At 42.3% G+C, this 16,979-nt stretch carries 21 protein-coding genes; 6 read left to right on the top strand and 15 right to left on the bottom strand.

The features are described from left to right. The first annotated feature begins 74 nt into the window (after positions 1-74). Positions 75-818: a hypothetical protein gene (locus BUC10_RS13480; protein WP_131819082.1), complete on the top strand. Its 744-nt coding sequence runs from the start codon at positions 75-77 to the stop codon at positions 816-818. Positions 819-821: 3 nt separating this feature from the next. Continuing rightward, on the top strand, positions 822-1,202 hold the full coding sequence (locus BUC10_RS13475; protein ID WP_073180544.1) for a DUF2721 domain-containing protein: 381 nt from the start codon (positions 822-824) through the stop codon (positions 1,200-1,202). Positions 1,203-1,205: 3 nt separating this feature from the next. Here BUC10_RS13475 and BUC10_RS13470 read toward each other — a convergent pair whose 3' ends face one another. The 15 genes from BUC10_RS13470 to BUC10_RS13395 form a co-directional block, all read right to left on the bottom strand. Beyond that, the gene (locus BUC10_RS13470) at positions 1,206-1,781 is read right to left on the bottom strand and encodes a hypothetical protein (RefSeq protein WP_073180541.1); all 576 of its coding nucleotides are present in this window, start codon (positions 1,779-1,781) and stop codon (positions 1,206-1,208) included. Between the two features lies 1 nt (position 1,782). After that, positions 1,783-2,826: an ATP-grasp domain-containing protein gene (locus BUC10_RS13465; RefSeq protein WP_073180539.1), complete on the bottom strand. Its 1,044-nt coding sequence runs from the start codon at positions 2,824-2,826 to the stop codon at positions 1,783-1,785. Beyond that, positions 2,823-3,548 (bottom strand): NRDE family protein, encoded by a 726-nt coding sequence (locus BUC10_RS13460; protein ID WP_073180537.1) that lies wholly within the window; start codon positions 3,546-3,548, stop codon positions 2,823-2,825. The genes BUC10_RS13465 and BUC10_RS13460 overlap by 4 nt, the downstream gene beginning before the upstream one ends. Continuing rightward, positions 3,536-4,021 carry a hypothetical protein gene (locus BUC10_RS13455; RefSeq protein WP_073180535.1) on the bottom strand — a complete coding sequence of 162 codons (486 nt, stop codon included), beginning with the start codon at positions 4,019-4,021 and terminating at the stop codon, positions 3,536-3,538. Before BUC10_RS13455 ends, BUC10_RS13460 begins: the two co-directional genes overlap by 13 nt. 6 nt (positions 4,022-4,027) lie before the next feature. Further along, a complete protein-coding gene (locus tag BUC10_RS13450) occupies positions 4,028-4,696 on the bottom strand; it encodes a LysE family transporter (protein WP_073180533.1) in 669 nt (222 codons plus the stop codon). Positions 4,697-4,795: 99 nt separating this feature from the next. After that, positions 4,796-5,242, bottom strand: a complete 447-nt coding sequence (locus BUC10_RS13445) for a YHS domain-containing (seleno)protein (protein ID WP_073180531.1) — start codon at positions 5,240-5,242, stop codon at positions 4,796-4,798. Position 5,243: 1 nt separating this feature from the next. Then, positions 5,244-6,032: a hypothetical protein gene (locus BUC10_RS13440; RefSeq protein WP_073180529.1), complete on the bottom strand. Its 789-nt coding sequence runs from the start codon at positions 6,030-6,032 to the stop codon at positions 5,244-5,246. A 2-nt stretch (positions 6,033-6,034) separates the two neighbouring features. Next, the gene (locus BUC10_RS13435) at positions 6,035-7,066 is read right to left on the bottom strand and encodes a Rieske 2Fe-2S domain-containing protein (RefSeq protein WP_073180527.1); all 1,032 of its coding nucleotides are present in this window, start codon (positions 7,064-7,066) and stop codon (positions 6,035-6,037) included. Beyond that, on the bottom strand, positions 7,066-7,467 hold the full coding sequence (locus BUC10_RS13430; protein WP_131819081.1) for a hypothetical protein: 402 nt from the start codon (positions 7,465-7,467) through the stop codon (positions 7,066-7,068). The genes BUC10_RS13435 and BUC10_RS13430 overlap by 1 nt, the downstream gene beginning before the upstream one ends. A 169-nt stretch (positions 7,468-7,636) precedes the next feature. Continuing rightward, entirely contained in the window at positions 7,637-9,589 is a 1,953-nt protein-coding gene (locus tag BUC10_RS13420) for a thiamine pyrophosphate-dependent enzyme (RefSeq protein ID WP_073180521.1), read from the bottom strand. A gap of 15 nt (positions 9,590-9,604) precedes the next feature. Continuing rightward, on the bottom strand, positions 9,605-10,858 hold the full coding sequence (locus BUC10_RS13415) for a cation:proton antiporter (protein WP_073180519.1): 1,254 nt from the start codon (positions 10,856-10,858) through the stop codon (positions 9,605-9,607). A 6-nt stretch (positions 10,859-10,864) separates the two neighbouring features. Continuing rightward, positions 10,865-12,478, bottom strand: coding sequence for a glutamate synthase-related protein (locus BUC10_RS13410; RefSeq protein ID WP_073180517.1), 1,614 nt, complete (start codon positions 12,476-12,478; stop codon positions 10,865-10,867). 323 nt (positions 12,479-12,801) lie between these two features. Beyond that, complete coding sequence (locus tag BUC10_RS13405) at positions 12,802-13,260, bottom strand: hypothetical protein (protein WP_073180515.1); 459 nt, start codon at positions 13,258-13,260, stop codon at positions 12,802-12,804. A gap of 5 nt (positions 13,261-13,265) precedes the next feature. Beyond that, the gene (locus BUC10_RS13400; protein WP_073180512.1) at positions 13,266-13,583 is read right to left on the bottom strand and encodes a hypothetical protein; all 318 of its coding nucleotides are present in this window, start codon (positions 13,581-13,583) and stop codon (positions 13,266-13,268) included. Between the two features lie 50 nt (positions 13,584-13,633). Beyond that, the gene (locus BUC10_RS13395) at positions 13,634-14,212 is read right to left on the bottom strand and encodes an RNA polymerase sigma factor (protein WP_073180510.1); all 579 of its coding nucleotides are present in this window, start codon (positions 14,210-14,212) and stop codon (positions 13,634-13,636) included. 127 nt (positions 14,213-14,339) lie between these two features. Between BUC10_RS13395 and BUC10_RS13390 the strand changes: the two genes are divergently transcribed. Genes BUC10_RS13390 through BUC10_RS13375 form a run of 4 tightly spaced genes read left to right on the top strand, consistent with a single transcriptional unit; the run spans position 14,340 to position 16,709 of the window. Next, positions 14,340-14,627: an EF-hand domain-containing protein gene (locus BUC10_RS13390; protein WP_084732652.1), complete on the top strand. Its 288-nt coding sequence runs from the start codon at positions 14,340-14,342 to the stop codon at positions 14,625-14,627. A gap of 17 nt (positions 14,628-14,644) precedes the next feature. Continuing rightward, positions 14,645-15,424, top strand: a complete 780-nt coding sequence (locus BUC10_RS13385; RefSeq protein ID WP_084732651.1) for a YHYH protein — start codon at positions 14,645-14,647, stop codon at positions 15,422-15,424. A gap of 3 nt (positions 15,425-15,427) precedes the next feature. Beyond that, positions 15,428-16,048 carry a toxin-antitoxin system YwqK family antitoxin gene (locus BUC10_RS13380; protein WP_073180506.1) on the top strand — a complete coding sequence of 207 codons (621 nt, stop codon included), beginning with the start codon at positions 15,428-15,430 and terminating at the stop codon, positions 16,046-16,048. After that, positions 16,020-16,709: an SCO family protein gene (locus BUC10_RS13375; RefSeq protein ID WP_073180504.1), complete on the top strand. Its 690-nt coding sequence runs from the start codon at positions 16,020-16,022 to the stop codon at positions 16,707-16,709. Before BUC10_RS13380 ends, BUC10_RS13375 begins: the two co-directional genes overlap by 29 nt. The last annotated feature ends 270 nt before the right edge of the window (positions 16,710-16,979 follow it).

Genomic DNA, 16,979 nt, shown 5'->3' with positions numbered 1-16,979 from the left:
GGGTTTCGGAACTGCCATAATCATTCCAAAAATGCTTATTTTTAGAGGACTACCTTTAAAACATTGCTATGGAAATGCTACAACAGCTACATTTGGCAGCCCAATATTTGGCCGCTGCAGGGATTAGTTTTTTAGACAAAAAAGAGGACGACAGTCATACCAATCTGGGGTTTTCCATTACCCAAAATCGTTTGGAGACCTGGCCTTTGGATACCTACGACACAAAACTCTGTCTTAACTATGAAGCGTTTGCTTTGGAATGGAGTGGAAAAGAGGTGCCAAGTTTCCCTTTACACGACAAAAGTCATGCACAAGTTTTGGATTGGATAGCCAGCACCGCCAAGGAGGTGGGACTTACCAAGTCTTATCACTTCCATTTACATTACGATCTTCCATATTCACACGATGCCGATACCTGTTATTCACTTTCAGGTGCCGATGCCATTGGGAAACTAATTCAACTTAGGGTCTTGGCCCAAAACTCCATTGATGCGTTCTTAAGACAAGAAGAACTTTCATCAGAGATTCGGATTTGGCCCCATCATTTTGACACTGGGGCATTTTCTAGTTTAAATGATGGTTCCGGTAAATCGGTTGGGTTGGGGATGGCCATTCCAGATACTGTGGTCAATGACCTCTATTTCTATATTAGCGGTTATCGGGGCCACAATGCCCTTAACACTTGGGCCTTTAAAAGTCTGACCCATGGCAAATGGATAAACGATGGTTTCAAAGGTGCTGTTTTACCAGCTTCGGGCATGAATGAGAAAATAGTAGTTCAATTCTTTTCCGAGGCTCTTAATGCCTATAAAAGTTAAGATATGGAAAGCTGGTACGTTCCCATCACCATTGTTCCAGGAGTGGGTCTCCTGCTCATGTCCACCTCCAATTTGCTTGGAGCTTTGAGCAATGAAATCAAGGGACTTATTACTGAGCACTTCGATTACGAAAACCTATTGCAACGAAAATTAAAACAGCTGAAGCTTATCAATTATGCGATGGTATTCCTCTATGTTTCCGTAGCTTGCTTTGTGCTCTCCGGTTTGATTGCCGGACTCTATGAAAGCACTCATATTATGGGAGATGACCTTCCTGTTTATTTTTCCGTGATGGGCATTATTAGCTGTCTAACCGCCTTAATTCTTCTGATACTTTTTTCGTTTAAGGCAGTGAAAATCAAACAAGACCAGTTTAGAAGGTAATATTTAGAGTATTATTTGGTAGTGCAACAAAAGGCTTCCAATAAAGCCTTGTTCTACCTCCTCTCCGCTGGTAATCGCATTGATTTCGCGTCCGAAACCGAGTGTGAGGCCCAATTGGGATTTGGTGTTTTTTATGGGTAAAAAATAACCGCCTTCCAGCCAAGGTTGGATTACAAGGGTATAAGTGCTTCCAGAAATCGGTGCATCCGTTGGGTCTACATCGGTCCAATCAATATTTAGACTCCAAATATCAAGATTAAGACCTGCAATAAATTTTCCTTTCCCAGAGGGATAGTGTTTTCGAAATCCAACAGATCCACCAAATCCTTCACCTTCTTCCGTTAGGTTGACATCGCTAAAATCCTTTCGATCCACGATATTGGCTCCCACGCGGACCAATAAAGATGAGTTTTCGTTTAAAGCGTGCTCTAAATTAAGGGTAGGGATGAATCCCGCCGGATATACCTGAGCAGAAACTCCCAATGCTGTCTGTGCAGCAGTGTCTTTGTTATCCTGGGAATAGGTCAAGCCAATTCCAGAAATACATAGCAGCAACACCCATATAACTTGTTTCCCCATCTTAAATTAGTTTTAACTGTGCTTCCAGTTCCCCATTTTCCCTAAGCATGGCTCGACCATCACGAAAACTTAGGTATGAATGTCCTAGTCCATGGTTTATAATACTTATCTTATTTAGGTAGTTCCAATGCTTGGTAATTTCCTTCCATGCAAAGAACAAGGAATGTTTTGGGTCATAGATATGGGTGGCCTCCCCTCCTGCTCCATTGATTTCGATAATACTAAAATTCTTTCCTTCGGAAAGTTCCTCAAAAGAGTTGTGCAGCACATCCAATCGGCCATAATGGAACCCATCCATTTTGGAACAAATATCATCTATAGTTTTCAAAAGGCCCTTGTTAAGCTTATGGGTATCGTCGACAAATTTGGCGCCTCGGGTATGACTGCCATAAGGGACCAAAATAAATTCCTCTCCAGAATCCAAAACTTCCATCAATCGAGAACCAAACCTTTTCCTCAACACCTTTAACTGCAAATGGCTTCTTGGATTTGATTTGATCAACTCCAATATGGTACTTATCCCATCACCAACAACGGACAAAAAGTGCTTTGAAACAATTCCAGTAATTTTTCCCTTTGCTTCTCCCGGCATGCGAACGTAAAAGATGCCCACCTCATTGGGAAAGGGAATCAGTTCTTGTACCAAAAAGTTCTCCGGAGTTTTTTGGAAGTAATTCTTGAATTCATCCTTATTGTGAATTTTTTCCACTCCGAAAGCCTTCATACCTATATCCGGCTTTGCAATAAAAGGAAAAGAAATACCCGCTTTAAGAACTTTTTCCAAAGCTAATTCTGGTTGTTCCTCCCTCGGGATAAAAACCGTCTGGGGTATATGTTCTGCTGGAATCATATTGTAAATATCCATTTTGGATTCCATGGCCATACCTCCATTTTTCATGGACGGGTTCGCTGCATTAAAGAAGAAGAACGAACGGGCTTTCAACGAAAAATAGAGCCAAACCGGAAACAAGGGATAATAGATAGCCCATAAAGGCCAATATTCCCAATGTGTAAGCTTATGCCATTTTAATCGCCAGGAACTCATTTGATAGGTGTTAGTTGCTTAGGTGAAAAAGCCACATGATAGGCCTGGTCATTCAAGAGGTCGAAATGCCGCATCTTGTTGTTATCCGAATTCAGCACTACTTGTGTTACACTGAACGTTTTCAAACCTGTCGTACGATCTATAATAAAACCATTTTCATAGTCGCTATGATTATTGGAATGAAAATCAACGATTTTTTGGGCTGAAATCTCGCGGGTGCCTTCAATAAATCTATTGAACAAGGTATTTCTTTGATGAATGGCATCAGCATCATACAGGGTTACCGAAGACCAAATGTAATCCTGTTCGGAATTGAGCGGCTTAACATGCTTAACTTCCCCATCCCAGCGAAACTCCAAGAGTTTTTCATCTTCAAAAAGAACCAAGGTAAATGGCTCTATCTGTTCGAGGTTCATTTCCTGAAGCATTTTTCCCGGTTGCCTACTTGAAATCACCTCCAGCAAAATCAAACCCCGGCTTTTAGCATAGGGCAACTGGCGTTTATGGTTCACAAAAGCACCATTTAACAGCACTGCCACAGCACCGAGCTCGTTTAGGGCGAACCATGTCCCACCTGCCCGCGGATCCTTGGGGAAAAGTACTTTTATACCTCCTAAAGTTTCCTCCTCGGGTCTATGGGCCAAAGGCCTGGAAATATGTTCATCCCGATTGGATGTGATAAAACATCCTTCGTCTCGTCTAATAAAACTTACTGTGCACATGCTTGACGGTGTTGAAGGGTTGACGGAGCTATTCCAAATGATTCAGGCAACGGAATGTCGGTAAAAAATAGGATACCCACCTTAATAAGTGCATGGTGATGTATGGTGTGCTCCAAATTGTACATGACCTCCCGGTAATAATTGGATTCCAAGCAGGTTTCGGCATCGCCTAATTCGTAACTCACCCTCACCGTTTTATTGGGCTTTTGGAGTGTTGATTGTATGCTTGTTAGTTGTTCCACTGCAAATGGTAATTCTTGTTCAATTCTTCGGTTTCTTTCCCTTCGGTCATAGGAGACATCGGCATTCTCATAGCCATTGATAAGGCACAGATACAATTCTATGATATGTCTTGTATGTTGCCCAATTGTGGCATCAGAAAGGACTTTACAAGATTTGGAATAGCATTCTTCTGGCAATTGCAGTAGAATTTCCTTGAACTGTTCCAAGGTAGCTATAGAGGATCTAAACATAATTGTTTATTGTATTTTCAAGTTGAGACGTTTCTTAAAGAATAGATATGAAAGATATATGGAAAAACCCAAATACAGCAACCCCATAAGAATGTTGGTAACCGTACTGTAGTTGTCATAGTTGGAAAAAATGTATTTCCCCGCCAAAATAAAGAGGGCCAACGCAGAAACAGTTCCAATCCCAATGCCCAAAAGATAGCCATTATAGCTTGTCTTGGATTTTTTTAAGACCCCTTTACCCGATAGTACCTTGTTCCAGGTCATCCAAAAAGGAACCTGCAGGGGGTTGAGGGCACTTAACAGCAGTCCCAATACAAAGGCGGAGCTGATTTTGGGCAATAATCCAATTTTTGAACTTGCTTCAGAAACCGCAACGGAAGCCTGGAAACTAGAAAGTGCCAGATACAGCAACAATATAATTCCAAAAGGAATGATATAAAATGAGAACTTTTCTCCCAAATGCAGGCGTTCGTTTCCAATCAAGGTCAACCGCACCACCCCAAGTTCCACCAATACCACCGCAGCGGCAAACCACCATGCGGCTTCCAAACTTTGGGAAGCGGCTATGTCAAAGGCCGTTAAATTCAATGTTCCAAATGGAAGTGCTCCTAGGAAGCTTATCAAAAGTCCAGATAAAACTACCTTGGCATAGCTATTCATTTGAAAAGAAGGCATCCGCATTAACATTGTTAATAATAGTCTCTAAAATAGGCATACCTAACAGCATGGCACAAATTCGGTGCTATTTTTAAGGATTTTTAACTGGACACCGAGTTACTTTCCTGCTATTTTCTTCCAGTTCTTGTCGGCTGTAAGCTGAAGTGTTTCGGGGGACTCCTTTAGCCATAGATCCAAGGTATTGGTCTTGCCGGCGTTGTAAAACAAGTAAAGCTTCCCATCCCTTATCTCATAGGTCTCCGGATTAACATTTACCTTTTTTCCAGATACGGCTATCGCATACGCGCAATAACCTCCATATTGGGGCACATAGGCAGCTGGATCGGTATTAAAGCGCTCCAAATTCTCTTTGGTCGAGAATTTATAATCTATTCCTTGGAAGGTTGTTCCTATGTCTTTGTTTCCCAGTGTTGCGCTACCATCAAAGTAAGCCACCACATCGTACCCATGGGCTGCATATCCTTTTTTGGTGTTGAAATGCTTGGATTGACTGTAGGCAATCGTACCTAGTAGCAGAAAAGCTAATAGTATTATTTTTTTCATCTTAATAAATTGAAGATTTTTTGTCCATTTTTATTATGGAGTCAACATCAATTCGCAAAAGATGCCAATCCCCTATCTTTTCGACTTTGCCCCCAACTTGAAGTGGCTGTCCTATATAGGGTAATATGTCTTTATGCAAGGGGTTTCCTTTCATATCGGCCAATAAAAAATAGTCCGAAACTTCATTTTTCTCTGAAGAAACCAAGACCGGCGGGATGCCTCCCGCAATACAGAGCGCCGCACAGCTACGATGGATTTTACCGAAACCCGGCTTCATTACCCCAAAATAGCATTTTGGATCAACAATTTCTCCAGTAATCTCCAGATGTCCCAAAGAAGAAGGTTTTAGAGGAGGAACGATAATCTCTTCATCCAAACTTATTTTCTGGCTATCATCGATTTGGAGCAGGGTCTTACCATTATAGTAGACAAGGTTTCCTTCTATGGTTAGGTGCTTGCCATTCAAATCCCCTACGTCCTCTCTGATGTCCTTTACATAGTTGTTGGCGCCAAATTTACCAAAGCCCAAGAGCAGGATATTCTTATAGGCATTCTCCCCAAGTTTAACACGAAGCATGGGGTATGGTACCTCAAAATAGGTTCCCGAAATTTTGGTCGGGGTATCAAAATCGAACGCGCTGGCCCTCGCCGGTTTTTGAAAAAAGGCAAAGAGAAAGCTTGCCAAAAGCAAAACTCCAATGGCTCCGAAGGTGAATTTTTTTAAACTTTTTTTTGTCTGGGCCCCTACCTCATCGACATACCCAATGTAAAATTCATCCTGTTTCTCCATAGTCAATAATTCAAAGGTTTAACTTCCGTTCCCTCCGAAAACCCATTAGGATTGATATAAATTATCCCGTTTGACAATCGCAGCTCGTAGGTAATCACTTTTTCGGTAAATGGCGGGGGTGATTGTCCATTGTGTGGAAGGTACTGATACCCGTGCCAAGGACAGGTAATACACCCATCAACAACCTTTCCTTCTCCCAAAGGTCCGCCTTGATGCTTGCATACATTGTGTATTGCGGATAACTTACCGTCGTATTTAAATATCGCTACCCGCTCGCCGGCCACAGTGAATATTTTGGCCCTGTTATTAGCAATTTCGTTCACATTGCACACCTCAAGCCAACCCGAGTCATCGACGCTGCTTTTCAACCCATCCACTTTGGACTCCTTAAAGGCTGCTACAAGGTGCAAACCAGAAATGGTTACAAATCCAAGTATCAAAAAAGTCATCGTAAATGGCGAGGTCTCTTGCTGAAAAGCACCTAGAAAAACATGCATCACCACCAGGGCATACGCCAGATATACCAGCATATGAAGACCTTTCCAAATTCTAGGCGAAAGATTCTTTAGAAAAAAATCATGACTGGTTGATGCCATCAGAAATAAAATCAACAAAGCCAAAAAACCCAAAACCTGAAAAGGAAAATTGGTCAGCGAACCATACTCCATGTTCGAGGTGAAAATAGCATAAATTGGATTGGTACTCCCTAGGGCGTGAAATTGAAAAATTGATATCCCACCATGTATAAAGGCCGCAAGAAACATACTCACCCCCAAATGCCTTCTATTATACAAAATGGGTAAAAATTGGGGATTCAATCGACTTAACGGGCCTATTGCCAAGATGATATGTAGCATTAAAATGGCTAAAGAACCGAAAGCCCTTATGATTACGGTTTCGGCTGTTAACTCAGGATTGATCAAAAAACTCAGAACAAAGAACAACACCAAATAGGCCAGCATACCCAAAACGATGATCTTATCATATGTCTTCTTGTGCTTGTTCCAAAGCACCAATTTATAGTCTAGCCCCATCAGAAAGTAGTGGTATAAATTTTTTCATTCTTTAGTTCATCAACCACGGAAATGCCCGATGCATCAACTGGAAGTATAAACTGATACTCCCCCTCCCCGTACAGTTGTCCAAGTATTTTTCCGGGATTTCCTTTGGAGTCAATGGCATACACCACAGCCGATGGATTTTTTAAAGGTGCATTTAATTTGAGATGTAGGGTCCTATTCTGCAACATTTTGGAAACGAATTGATCGGGATGACCAACGTCCTCAGTCTCACCGGAAAAATCAAGATCTCTTGTGGCAAAAAACAAGAGTATGGGCAGGGCAAGTCCTATGGCCAACCATATTTGTCGATGTGCTTTTCGCTGACCTGCAATCATGATTTGTTCCTTATCAAGTTCCGCAATAAAAAAGGCCATGTGGCCACGACTCCTGGAAATAACAACACCCTGACCATCTTTTTGCTATCCTTCATCAACGGGTCAAGCTTTGTGGCACCGCCAAACACAAAGAAAAGTGCAAACGCAAGACCTATAATGAAATACGTTGCAAGCAGCGTTAAAAAAATTTGAATGACCAAAAGCATGGTTATATAAGGTTTACATCTGTAATTACCTCCAAGACCGCTGGGCCTTTCTGGGCAAAAAGTTCCTTCATTGCGGCAGTAAGATCTTCTTGTTTGTCCACCCGGTTTCCCCACGCGCCACAGGACTGTGCGAATTCAGCAAAATTTGGGTTGGAAAGTGAGGTTTTCCATACATCAAATTCGCCAGCGCGTTGCTCTTTGGAAATTTTTCCCAGTTCATGATTGTTCAGAACTATTAATTTCACCGGCATTTTGTATTTAACCAAGGTTGTAATTTCCGCTAAATATTGACATAGCCCACCATCCCCGGCAACAGCCACCACGGGTCTGGTATCCCCTACCGCCGCCCAAGCGCCCATAGATCCAGGCAAGGCAAATCCGATGGACCCCAAATAACCAGACATTAGGAAATCCTGCTCCTTGCTTTCAAAATAGCGCCCGAAGGAATAGGCATTGTTACCTACATCCACGCACATAACGGCATCCTCCGGGGTCAACTGATTCATGGTATCGAAGACCGCAATGGAGCTTACTCCCTCATCCGAAGTTTCAAGAAGTCGTTTCTTCTTTTCCGCTTTCCATATTGCCCATCGTTCTGCAACCTCTCGAGTTTGATCAATGGTATCCAAATTGTTTTTCAATCCAGATTGAAAGAGTTCCAGGGTTCTTGAGATTTCACCCCAAACAGCTACTTCCACCTTGTGAAACTTACTAAGGGCCAAGGGGTCAAAATCCACTTGTATAATGGGTTTCTTTGATGTAATCCCTGTATGGTTGGAAAAAGAGGCCCCAAAAACCAACAATACATCACATTCGTTCATAAACCAAGAGGCTATGGGTGTCCCACTTCTACCTAAAACCCCACCACCCAAAGGGTGATTATCTGGAATTAAGCCCTTACCCTTAAAAGTAGTCACCACGGGTGCTTTTAATTGTTCCGCAAATTTTATAATGGCCTTCTTATGTGCTCTCGCCCCATGTCCCATGACGATCACAGGTCGTTTGGATTTCTTGAGCAGTGCCAGCGAATCGTCTACCGCTTCCTTGGGTGGGGCAATTTCCATGGAGGTAATCCGTTTTTCCGGGGTTTGGGTGGCTTCATTTGGTTTTGCTTTCCGTTCCTGCACCTCATCGGGGAAGGTAAGGTGGGCAACATCCCGCTTTAGAATCGCATGTTTGACAGCTAGGGACATTAACTCCGCATGTTTGCTATCGCTTTGCACCCTATGATTGAATTCGGCTACACTTCCGAAGGCTTGCACTAGGTCAACTTCTTGAAAGTTACCCGTACCCACAACCTGGGTGGCCACCTGCCCCGTTAAGGCCAGTAAAGGAGCCCTATCCACCTTGGCATCCCACATGCCGGTAAACATATTGGTCGCTCCCGGTCCTGCTATGGAAAAACAGCCGGCCGGTTTACCAGTTAATTTACCATATGCAGAAGCTGCAAATGCCGCTGCTCCTTCATGCCGAATCCCGTAAAAGTTGAGTTTCCCTTTTTCTTCTTGGCGTTTCATGGCATCAGCAAAACCAAGATTGGAATGTCCCACCATCCCAAAAACCTTGGTCACTCCCCAATTCACCATAGTCTCGGCCATAATATCCGAAATTGTGGTTTCATGATCATCCTCCTCGGCAACACCTACATAAACTGCATCCCCCTCTTCTTTGATTTCAAACGTGGCAATACCGTCATCATAACCTCCTGGGGGAATTCCTGTTTGTGGATGAAAATCCCAACCGTGCCATGGACATCGAAGCATTCCATTTTCAATAGAACCTTCACCAAGAGGACCTCCCTGATGGGGGCATTTGTTGTCCAGGGCAGAAAATTTGCCCTCAAAATGTGTCAAACAAATTCCCTTATGGGCGGCTGTAACGGTTTTTACCCTACCCTCAGGAAGTTCCTTTTTGTTATCCAATACCTTATACCAAACTGTTTTCTTTGTAGCCATAGTTGGAAATCGATTTTAGTTTGTTTTTGTGTTGTTAAGCATTTTCACTACCACCTTATCTATGGTAAGGCCCTGCACAATGATGGAGAAGACCACCACGCAATAGGTGATAAAAATTAATCCTTCCCTAAACTGTCCTTCGGGCAAGGTAAGCGTAAGTGCAATGGAAATACCACCGCGTAAACCTGCCCAGGTTAGAATTACCAGCTTGTTGGAATTGCTTCTGTGCTCCTTTTTTAGCAATATGTTGGAAATCCAAACGGAAACATACCTGGACATCAAAACAATGGGAACTGCCAATACTCCAGCAATCAAATAGTTGGGTTGAAAATTTAGACTTACTATCTCCAAACCAATCAGGACAAATAGAATGGCATTTAGAATTTCGTCCAAGACCTTCCAAAAAACATTCATATTTTCCTTTAAAGGTTGGCTATTGCATTTTTTGTGCAAATAGTCGCCCACCATAAGTCCCAATACCACCATGGCCAAAGCACCTGAAACGTGCACCATGGTAGCCAACCAATAGCCTCCCATTACCATAGCAATAGAGATATGTACCGCAACCATTGGAGCTTCATAAATATTTTTTAGAAAAAACCGTGCTAATAATCCCAACCCAAGACCTAGCGCTATTCCGCCCAAGGCCTCCTGTCCAAACTCTGTTAAAATATGTGATGGTTCCACACCATGTTCCCCTGTCATCGTTGCAATGGACAGAAGGGAAATGAAAACGACGATCCCGACACCATCATTAAAAAGTGATTCCCCAACAATCTTGATTTCCATATCCTTTGGGGCCCCTGCCTTTTTGAGCAATGCCAGCACGGCAATTGGATCGGTTGGTGATATGAGCGCACCAAAAACCAAGCAATAGATATAGTCAATCTGCATTCCAATGCTTCCTGCAGCTAAATAGAACAAGGTTCCAATCATAAAGGTAGAGATCAACACCCCCACTGTGGCATAGATCAAAACAGCTCCTTTTTCTTCCAATAATTGGTGCAGATTCACGTGGATGGAACCTGCAAACAAGAGAAAACTAAGAAGAAAGTCGAATAGAATGGTTCTAAAATCAATCTCATCGATTACCGAACATACGCTTACAAAAGTCTCATGGTCCATAAAATTCAGTGCCCCTATAAAAAGGGAAGCAATTATGGCCAAAAACATTACTCCAATGGTATCTGGAAGCTTGAACAACTTTTTATTGATAAAGCTCAAGAGTGATGATAATGCCACTATGCCGATAAAAATCTGAAACATCATATTGTCTTAGCGAACCCCTGCATAATTGATTCCGGTTAACTCGTGCATTTCCTTGTTAAAGGTTGATAAATCACCTGCATTGAACTTGGAAATATCATCGTAGCCACAAGATCTGGCAACGACCTTGATCAAGTCGTTGGTAGCTATAAAAAAGTTATACAGTTGTTTCGCAGAGGCGTCTATAATCAACCGACTCCTTAAATGTTCTTTTTGCGTGGCAATTCCGACTGGGCAGTTATTGCTCCCGCAGGCACGCATTCCCAAACAGCCTATGGCCTGGATGGCCGCGTTGGACACGGCAATCGCATCAGCCCCCATCATCATTGCTTTAGAAAAATCCTCCGCAATCCGAAGTCCACCAGTAATTATTAGGGTAACATCCGTTGCGCCCACCTTATCCAAATATTTTCTTGCCCTTGCCAGCGCTGGAATGGTGGGCACATTTATATTATCCCTTAAAATGGTGGGCGCGGAACCGGTTCCTCCCCCCCTACCATCGAGAATAATATAATCCACCCCTACATCCAATGCGAACTGAATATCCTTTTCTATATGACTGGCCGCAATTTTAAATCCTATGGGTATACCTCCTGTGCGTTCCCTTACCTTATCCGCAAAAGCTTTAAAATCAGCAACTCCATGAAAATCTGGAAAGGTTGCTGGACTTATTGCGGTCTGCCCTTCCTTCAATCCTCTTACCTCGGCAATTTCCTTACTCACCTTGGAGCCAGGCAAATGCCCTCCGGTTCCAGTTTTTGCGCCCTGTCCTCCTTTAAAATGAAATGCCTGTACGTTATCCAATTTGTCCCAAGAGAACCCAAATTGTGCCGAAGCCAGCTCGTAAAAATATCTGGAATTGTTTTGCTGCTCATCCGGAAGCATTCCACCCTCGCCAGAGCAAATTCCGGTTCCGGCCAACTCCGCTCCTTTGGAAAGAGCAATTTTTGCTTCTCGACTGAGCGCCCCGAAACTCATATCACTTACAAAAAGTGGAATTTCCAACTCCAGAGGCTTTTTGGCTTTAGGGCCAATGGTAACCTTGGTGGCAACTTCCTCATGGTCCAGAAGCGGTCTTGTGGCCAGTTGAGCGGGTAAAAACTGGATGTCGCTCCATTTCGGAAGGGTATTACGATCCACACCCATGGAAGCTGAAAACCCATGGTGCCCTAAGTTTTTCAGTCCATTTCGTGCCAATTCCTTGATGTATCCCGTATAGGGCTCGGTATCTTCCGGGTGGGTATCTGCATAGGTTCCCAAATAGGCTTCCCGGTCAAAGGGTTGGGGGTGTTCTTTTTCAAAAGAGGCTATTTCGTTTTCATCAACCTGAAGCGAGTCCCCGTCTACATATTCTTGGAACTTATGGAGTTGTTCATCATTATTGTATTCGCTGATTCCTGTGTCATAGCGATAATCCCACCCGTGGACACCACAAATCAGATTTTGGCCATCAATATGACCATCCGCCAGCAAGGCCCCTCTATGATGGCAGCGGCCGTACAAAATGGAAATTCCCGTTTCATGCTTTACAATGACAAGATCGGTGTTAAGTACTAAGGCGTATGTGGGTTGTTTTTCTTGAAGTGCAGAAATCTTTGCTATCTCTATCAGCTTTTGCGACATAGGAGGTTGGTTACGGGTTAGTAGTTCTATTACGAATGTTGGGTCGATTATTTTCAACACTCATTACAACAGTAAGTTAAGCAAAAATGCAAGTCGGTGTCCAAAACCCTCCAAAACGTAAGTCTTTAACCGGAGCATTGAAGTAAAAAGGAAAGCCCAGGAACAATTGCTCCTGGGCTTTCAACAACCAAAAACCTAATCACCAACCAATATGAAAGTTGTGTTAGGGTATTAGATACCTTTTTAATCTAAAACTTGCGTTTGGTTCAGAATGTTTTTTAAATATCTATGAGAGTCCTAATCCTTAATGCTCGATTTTCTCTTTAACGATGTGGTGGAGGTGGCCCTTCTGGTCTAGGACCATGTTTAAGTGCTCCGAAAAGCATTCGTTCCAACTTTAATTTTTGCTTCTCGTTACATATTTTGGAAACCTTACGGAAATAGGAAAATACTTCTCTTTCCCTATCCTCACTCAGTTGGCCTATTAAGCCTGTAATAGAATCCAATTCATTTTGATGGAAACTTGTATCATCCAATTTAGAAAAGAGGAGTTCTTTCAAATCCCTTGAGTGACGATCCAATCGCCTCATAGCGCGATGATGTTCGCGATCTATTTCGGCAAATTCGATTTGCTGTGCCTCTGAGAATCCCAATTCGGCAGTAATAAATTTTCGTGGAGGCCTTCTTTTTTCATCTGGTTTGTCAAGAATAAGAAACAATAGAACTGCGTTCATAACCATCAGAAAAACCAATAAAACGGTCAAGAGAATATTTTTCTTCATTGGACCTAATTTAAGAAGGATTCGCTTTCGGATGCCGACAGCCCATACGTTTGGGCAAAGGTCTGAAGTTCCTGTTGCTCATTTTGGTTGTTATAAGACCAAAGTGCAAGGGCATTCAACACCACAAAAAGTACGATTGCGGCAACTTGATACTTGGGAGTAAACCAATCTAACCAAAAATGTACTGTTTTAGGAGCAATGGGTTTGGCCATTTCCCTTAAAACCCTATCCTTAAAAAACGGTGGTTCGTTTACGGCCTTTATTTGGTCAGCCGTATCCAATACTTGTTCAACTTTCTGTTGTGTAGTTTTTTTACCATCCATGACTTTTACAATTATGTGATTAGATGCTATTTGTTTTATAACCTTGCGCTCTAAGGCTCATTTTTGTAATATTTTGTTAAAATCTTTTTCAAATTCCGTTTTGCCCTGAACAAAAGCGATTCAATTGAGGAAATGCTTTTCTCCGTTACTTCGCTGATTTCTTTATAACTGAGACCATCTATTCGATGTAAAGTGAACACTACCCTTTGCGCCTCTGGAAGTTTATTGATAGCGGCAAAAAGTATTTCACTTTTTTCCTTATTCTCAAGTTGAATCCCAGGATGGTTGAATTCTGTGAAATATGATGTTTTATCCAACGGCAGCTCGCTCCCGGTTATGGATTGCATAAACCCAAAGCGCTTCTTTGTCTTTTGCTTCCGAATGAATTCCAGGCTTTTGTTCACCGAAATCCTGTAAATCCAAGTAGAGAGTTTGGCATCCTCCCTGAATTTGTCAATGGAGGCGTACACCTCCATAAAAACTTCCTGGGCAATATCCTCCGCATCCTCCCTGTTGGGCACAAAAGACAGACAGGTGTTAAACACCTTCCTTTGATAGTCATCCAAGAGCCTACTGAACGCAGTTTGCTTTTGTGCTTTAAGGTCGGCTAAAAATGCTTTGTCTTCCAAGAATTTACGGAATTAGAATCTAAACAAGGTATTTCCTTTTAGGACAAGATGGCAAAAAAAATACAACATGAGCACAAGTTTTTAAAAAGGATAACATCTAAACCCTCGTAACAAAAATTGAAAAACGATGAACAACAATGTAAAACTTGCATCATTAATGGCCTTATTTTCCATTATAGGGATTTCCCAAGTAAGTGCACAACAAAACCGGAATAGAGAACAACAAGGCCCTCCTTCCTTTGATGTGCTTCTTGAGAAAATGGATACCAATGAGGACGGAAAGTTATCGGAAGCAGAGGTAAAAGGTCCACTAAAAAAGGATTTCACCAAAGTTGACCTCAATGAGGATGGCTATATCACGGAAGAAGAGTTTAAAAAGGCACCAAAGCCCAAAAGGCCTCCAAAAAGACAATAACTCTAAATTAAAATCAGATGAACAACAATATAGCAAATAGAATATTGGCACTAACAACGATACCAGTTATGGTTCTTGTTGGTTTCGTAGCATGCAGCACAGACAGCGTGGACGATGTTCCAGATGGTTCAACCGATGGGGATGACACGGTGGTTACCGAACTGCATGCTGCATTTGAGGCCTTTGATACCGAAGCTACCGAAATTTACCTGTCCGATGGTGGGACAACCATAACTATTGAGACCACAGGACTCCCCAACCATGAAACAGTGTATTGGGGTGTTGGAAATGAGGGATACATGGAGGAGCCAGATGTTGCTTTGACACCCTCCATAATAAGCAGCAACAACAACGCTGTGACCATAACGGTGGACGCAACTCCGGATTTGACCGGGAGTACTTCCCAAACCCAGCTGGGCACTATTGGCATTGCCGTGAGTGGTTCTTCACTGTTTAACGATCAAGAAGGAAACGGCCCCTTGAACGAGGCCGCTGCCAGTTTGGACTGGACGGGAGGACATATAGGACCCGGTGTATATCATTATCATCTAGAACCTAAGGCATTTTCCAACGATGATGATAACTTAGTAGGCATATTGTTGGACGGGGTTTTCATCTACGGAAGAAAATGTAATTCCACAGGAACTTATCCCACGGATCTTGATGCTTCTGGAGGCCATACACATGCAACCCAGCATAGCGAGGGTAGGGAAGAATATCACTATCACATTATCAACGAGGTCTACTCCACAACAGGGTCCTACATTATTTTTGAAGGACCTTATCAAGGATATTAAGTAATGAGAACTATCCAATTGCTCTTATTACTCCTTGTCTTAAGTATTTTCAGTTGCGAAAATGCCAAGGAATCAAAACGAGAAACTCCTGCAGTTGTGGAAGAAATTGTTGAGATTCCGAATATTGAGGTTCCCAAGAGTGAGACTATCCTGAATGGTAATGAGGGTAATTGGTACTATAAAGGCCAACTTTTTAATGGGTTCGCCATTCAATGCTACCCAAACGGAGCGCTGAAGCAAAAAATTGGTTTTTATAATGGAAAAAAAATGGGTGTCACAAAATTGTGGTTTCCAAATGGGGTTCTAAAGGTTGAGTCGCATTATCATGAAAATAAGCTAGTGGGAAGTTACAGGTCCTGGTGGGAAAATGGGATTTTGGCCGCAGAAGTATGTTATGAAAATGGAAAGCCCAGCGGCCTTGAAAAAAATTGGTACAATACCGGACAATTATCCAAAAAGAGAAACTTGGTAGATGGTAAGGAGGAGGGATTACAACAGGCATGGCTTCAAAACGGTACTCTGTACGTCAACTATGAAGCTAAAAATGGACGAATCTTTGGCATGCGCCGTGCCAATTTATGTTATCAACTAGCGGATGAAAAAGTCATTATCACCAAAGATTAGGTTTTTAGGCCTTCTGTTCATCGTTCTTACTGGATGCCAAAACAGCATTAACAAGGCGAACGTAAAAATTGAAGGGACGAGCAGTGTTGAACATTTACCCTATTACGGTGATAAATCCTTTACCCCAAAATGGATCAAACCTGGTAGTTTGGAGGAAAGGAAATTTCATACCATTCCCGATTACAAACTAATAAATCAACTTGGTGATACACTTACCAAAGACACCTTTAAAAACAAGATATACATTGCCGATTTCTTTTTTACCAGTTGTCCAGGTATTTGTCCTAGAATGACAAGCAACATGAGTCAAGTACAGGAAACCTTTAAAAATGATGATGAAGTTTTATTGCTGTCGCACTCGGTTACGCCATCCATTGATTCTATCTCCGTATTACTGGAATACGCAGAGGGCTATGGGGTAATTGACAACAAATGGCACTTGGTAACCGGGGACAAGATGGAAATCTACAATCTTGGTCGGAACCATTATTTCGTTGAAAATGACTTGGGCGAATCCAAGGGACCTGATGACTTCCTGCATTCGGAAAACTTCCTGTTAATAGATAAAAACAGTCATATCAGGGGCATCTATAATGGTTTGAACCGGGCATCTATAAATCAGCTGGTTGCGGACATTAAAGCTTTAAAAGAGGAGCGATAGGTTCGGTACTTTCGGGAATTGCAGTGGGGAGGATTATATATCCTCACAAGCTCCGCTTGAAAAATGGTTCAACAAAAAAAACGCTCAAGCAAGCTTGGCGTTTTTTCTTATCGAACTACTATTTGGTGACCCAGGGAGGATTAAAACACCAATTTTAAGAAAACCACAATATTTAGGGGCAATGTTATTATATATACTACTATCATTGAATTTACCTCTCTTTAAACTTTACGTATTCTTATTATTACTATCATTTTTCTGGGCACAAAA

The organism is Flagellimonas flava, assembly GCF_900129665.1.
GTDB classification, from domain to species: Bacteria; Bacteroidota; Bacteroidia; order Flavobacteriales; family Flavobacteriaceae; genus Flagellimonas; species Flagellimonas flava.
The sequence above is the reverse complement of the archived record's forward strand: the minus strand, read 5'-3'. Positions and strand labels throughout refer to the sequence as shown.

Bases quoted from the DNA above. Each gene is read 5' to 3' on its own strand.
- BUC10_RS13385 (WP_084732651.1), top strand. From the start codon at position 14,645: ATGAACAACAATATAGCAAATAGAATATTGGCACTAACAACGATACCA.
- BUC10_RS13410 (WP_073180517.1), bottom strand. From the start codon at position 12,478: ATGTCGCAAAAGCTGATAGAGATAGCAAAGATTTCTGCACTTCAAGAA.
- BUC10_RS13440 (WP_073180529.1), bottom strand. From the start codon at position 6,032: ATGGAGAAACAGGATGAATTTTACATTGGGTATGTCGATGAGGTAGGG.
- BUC10_RS13475 (WP_073180544.1), top strand. From the start codon at position 822: ATGGAAAGCTGGTACGTTCCCATCACCATTGTTCCAGGAGTGGGTCTC.
- BUC10_RS13430 (WP_131819081.1), bottom strand. From the start codon at position 7,467: ATGGCCTTTTTTATTGCGGAACTTGATAAGGAACAAATCATGATTGCA.
- BUC10_RS13405 (WP_073180515.1), bottom strand. From the start codon at position 13,260: ATGAAGAAAAATATTCTCTTGACCGTTTTATTGGTTTTTCTGATGGTT.
- BUC10_RS13400 (WP_073180512.1), bottom strand. From the start codon at position 13,583: ATGGATGGTAAAAAAACTACACAACAGAAAGTTGAACAAGTATTGGAT.
- BUC10_RS13445 (WP_073180531.1), bottom strand. From the start codon at position 5,242: ATGAAAAAAATAATACTATTAGCTTTTCTGCTACTAGGTACGATTGCC.
- BUC10_RS13480 (WP_131819082.1), top strand. From the start codon at position 75: ATGCTACAACAGCTACATTTGGCAGCCCAATATTTGGCCGCTGCAGGG.
- BUC10_RS13435 (WP_073180527.1), bottom strand. From the start codon at position 7,066: ATGGGGCTAGACTATAAATTGGTGCTTTGGAACAAGCACAAGAAGACA.
- BUC10_RS13455 (WP_073180535.1), bottom strand. From the start codon at position 4,021: ATGTTTAGATCCTCTATAGCTACCTTGGAACAGTTCAAGGAAATTCTA.
- BUC10_RS13470 (WP_073180541.1), bottom strand. From the start codon at position 1,781: ATGGGGAAACAAGTTATATGGGTGTTGCTGCTATGTATTTCTGGAATT.
- BUC10_RS13390 (WP_084732652.1), top strand. From the start codon at position 14,340: ATGAACAACAATGTAAAACTTGCATCATTAATGGCCTTATTTTCCATT.
- BUC10_RS13380 (WP_073180506.1), top strand. From the start codon at position 15,428: ATGAGAACTATCCAATTGCTCTTATTACTCCTTGTCTTAAGTATTTTC.
- BUC10_RS13465 (WP_073180539.1), bottom strand. From the start codon at position 2,826: ATGAGTTCCTGGCGATTAAAATGGCATAAGCTTACACATTGGGAATAT.
- BUC10_RS13375 (WP_073180504.1), top strand. From the start codon at position 16,020: ATGAAAAAGTCATTATCACCAAAGATTAGGTTTTTAGGCCTTCTGTTC.
- BUC10_RS13460 (WP_073180537.1), bottom strand. From the start codon at position 3,548: ATGTGCACAGTAAGTTTTATTAGACGAGACGAAGGATGTTTTATCACA.
- BUC10_RS13420 (WP_073180521.1), bottom strand. From the start codon at position 9,589: ATGGCTACAAAGAAAACAGTTTGGTATAAGGTATTGGATAACAAAAAG.
- BUC10_RS13450 (WP_073180533.1), bottom strand. From the start codon at position 4,696: ATGCCTTCTTTTCAAATGAATAGCTATGCCAAGGTAGTTTTATCTGGA.
- BUC10_RS13415 (WP_073180519.1), bottom strand. From the start codon at position 10,858: ATGATGTTTCAGATTTTTATCGGCATAGTGGCATTATCATCACTCTTG.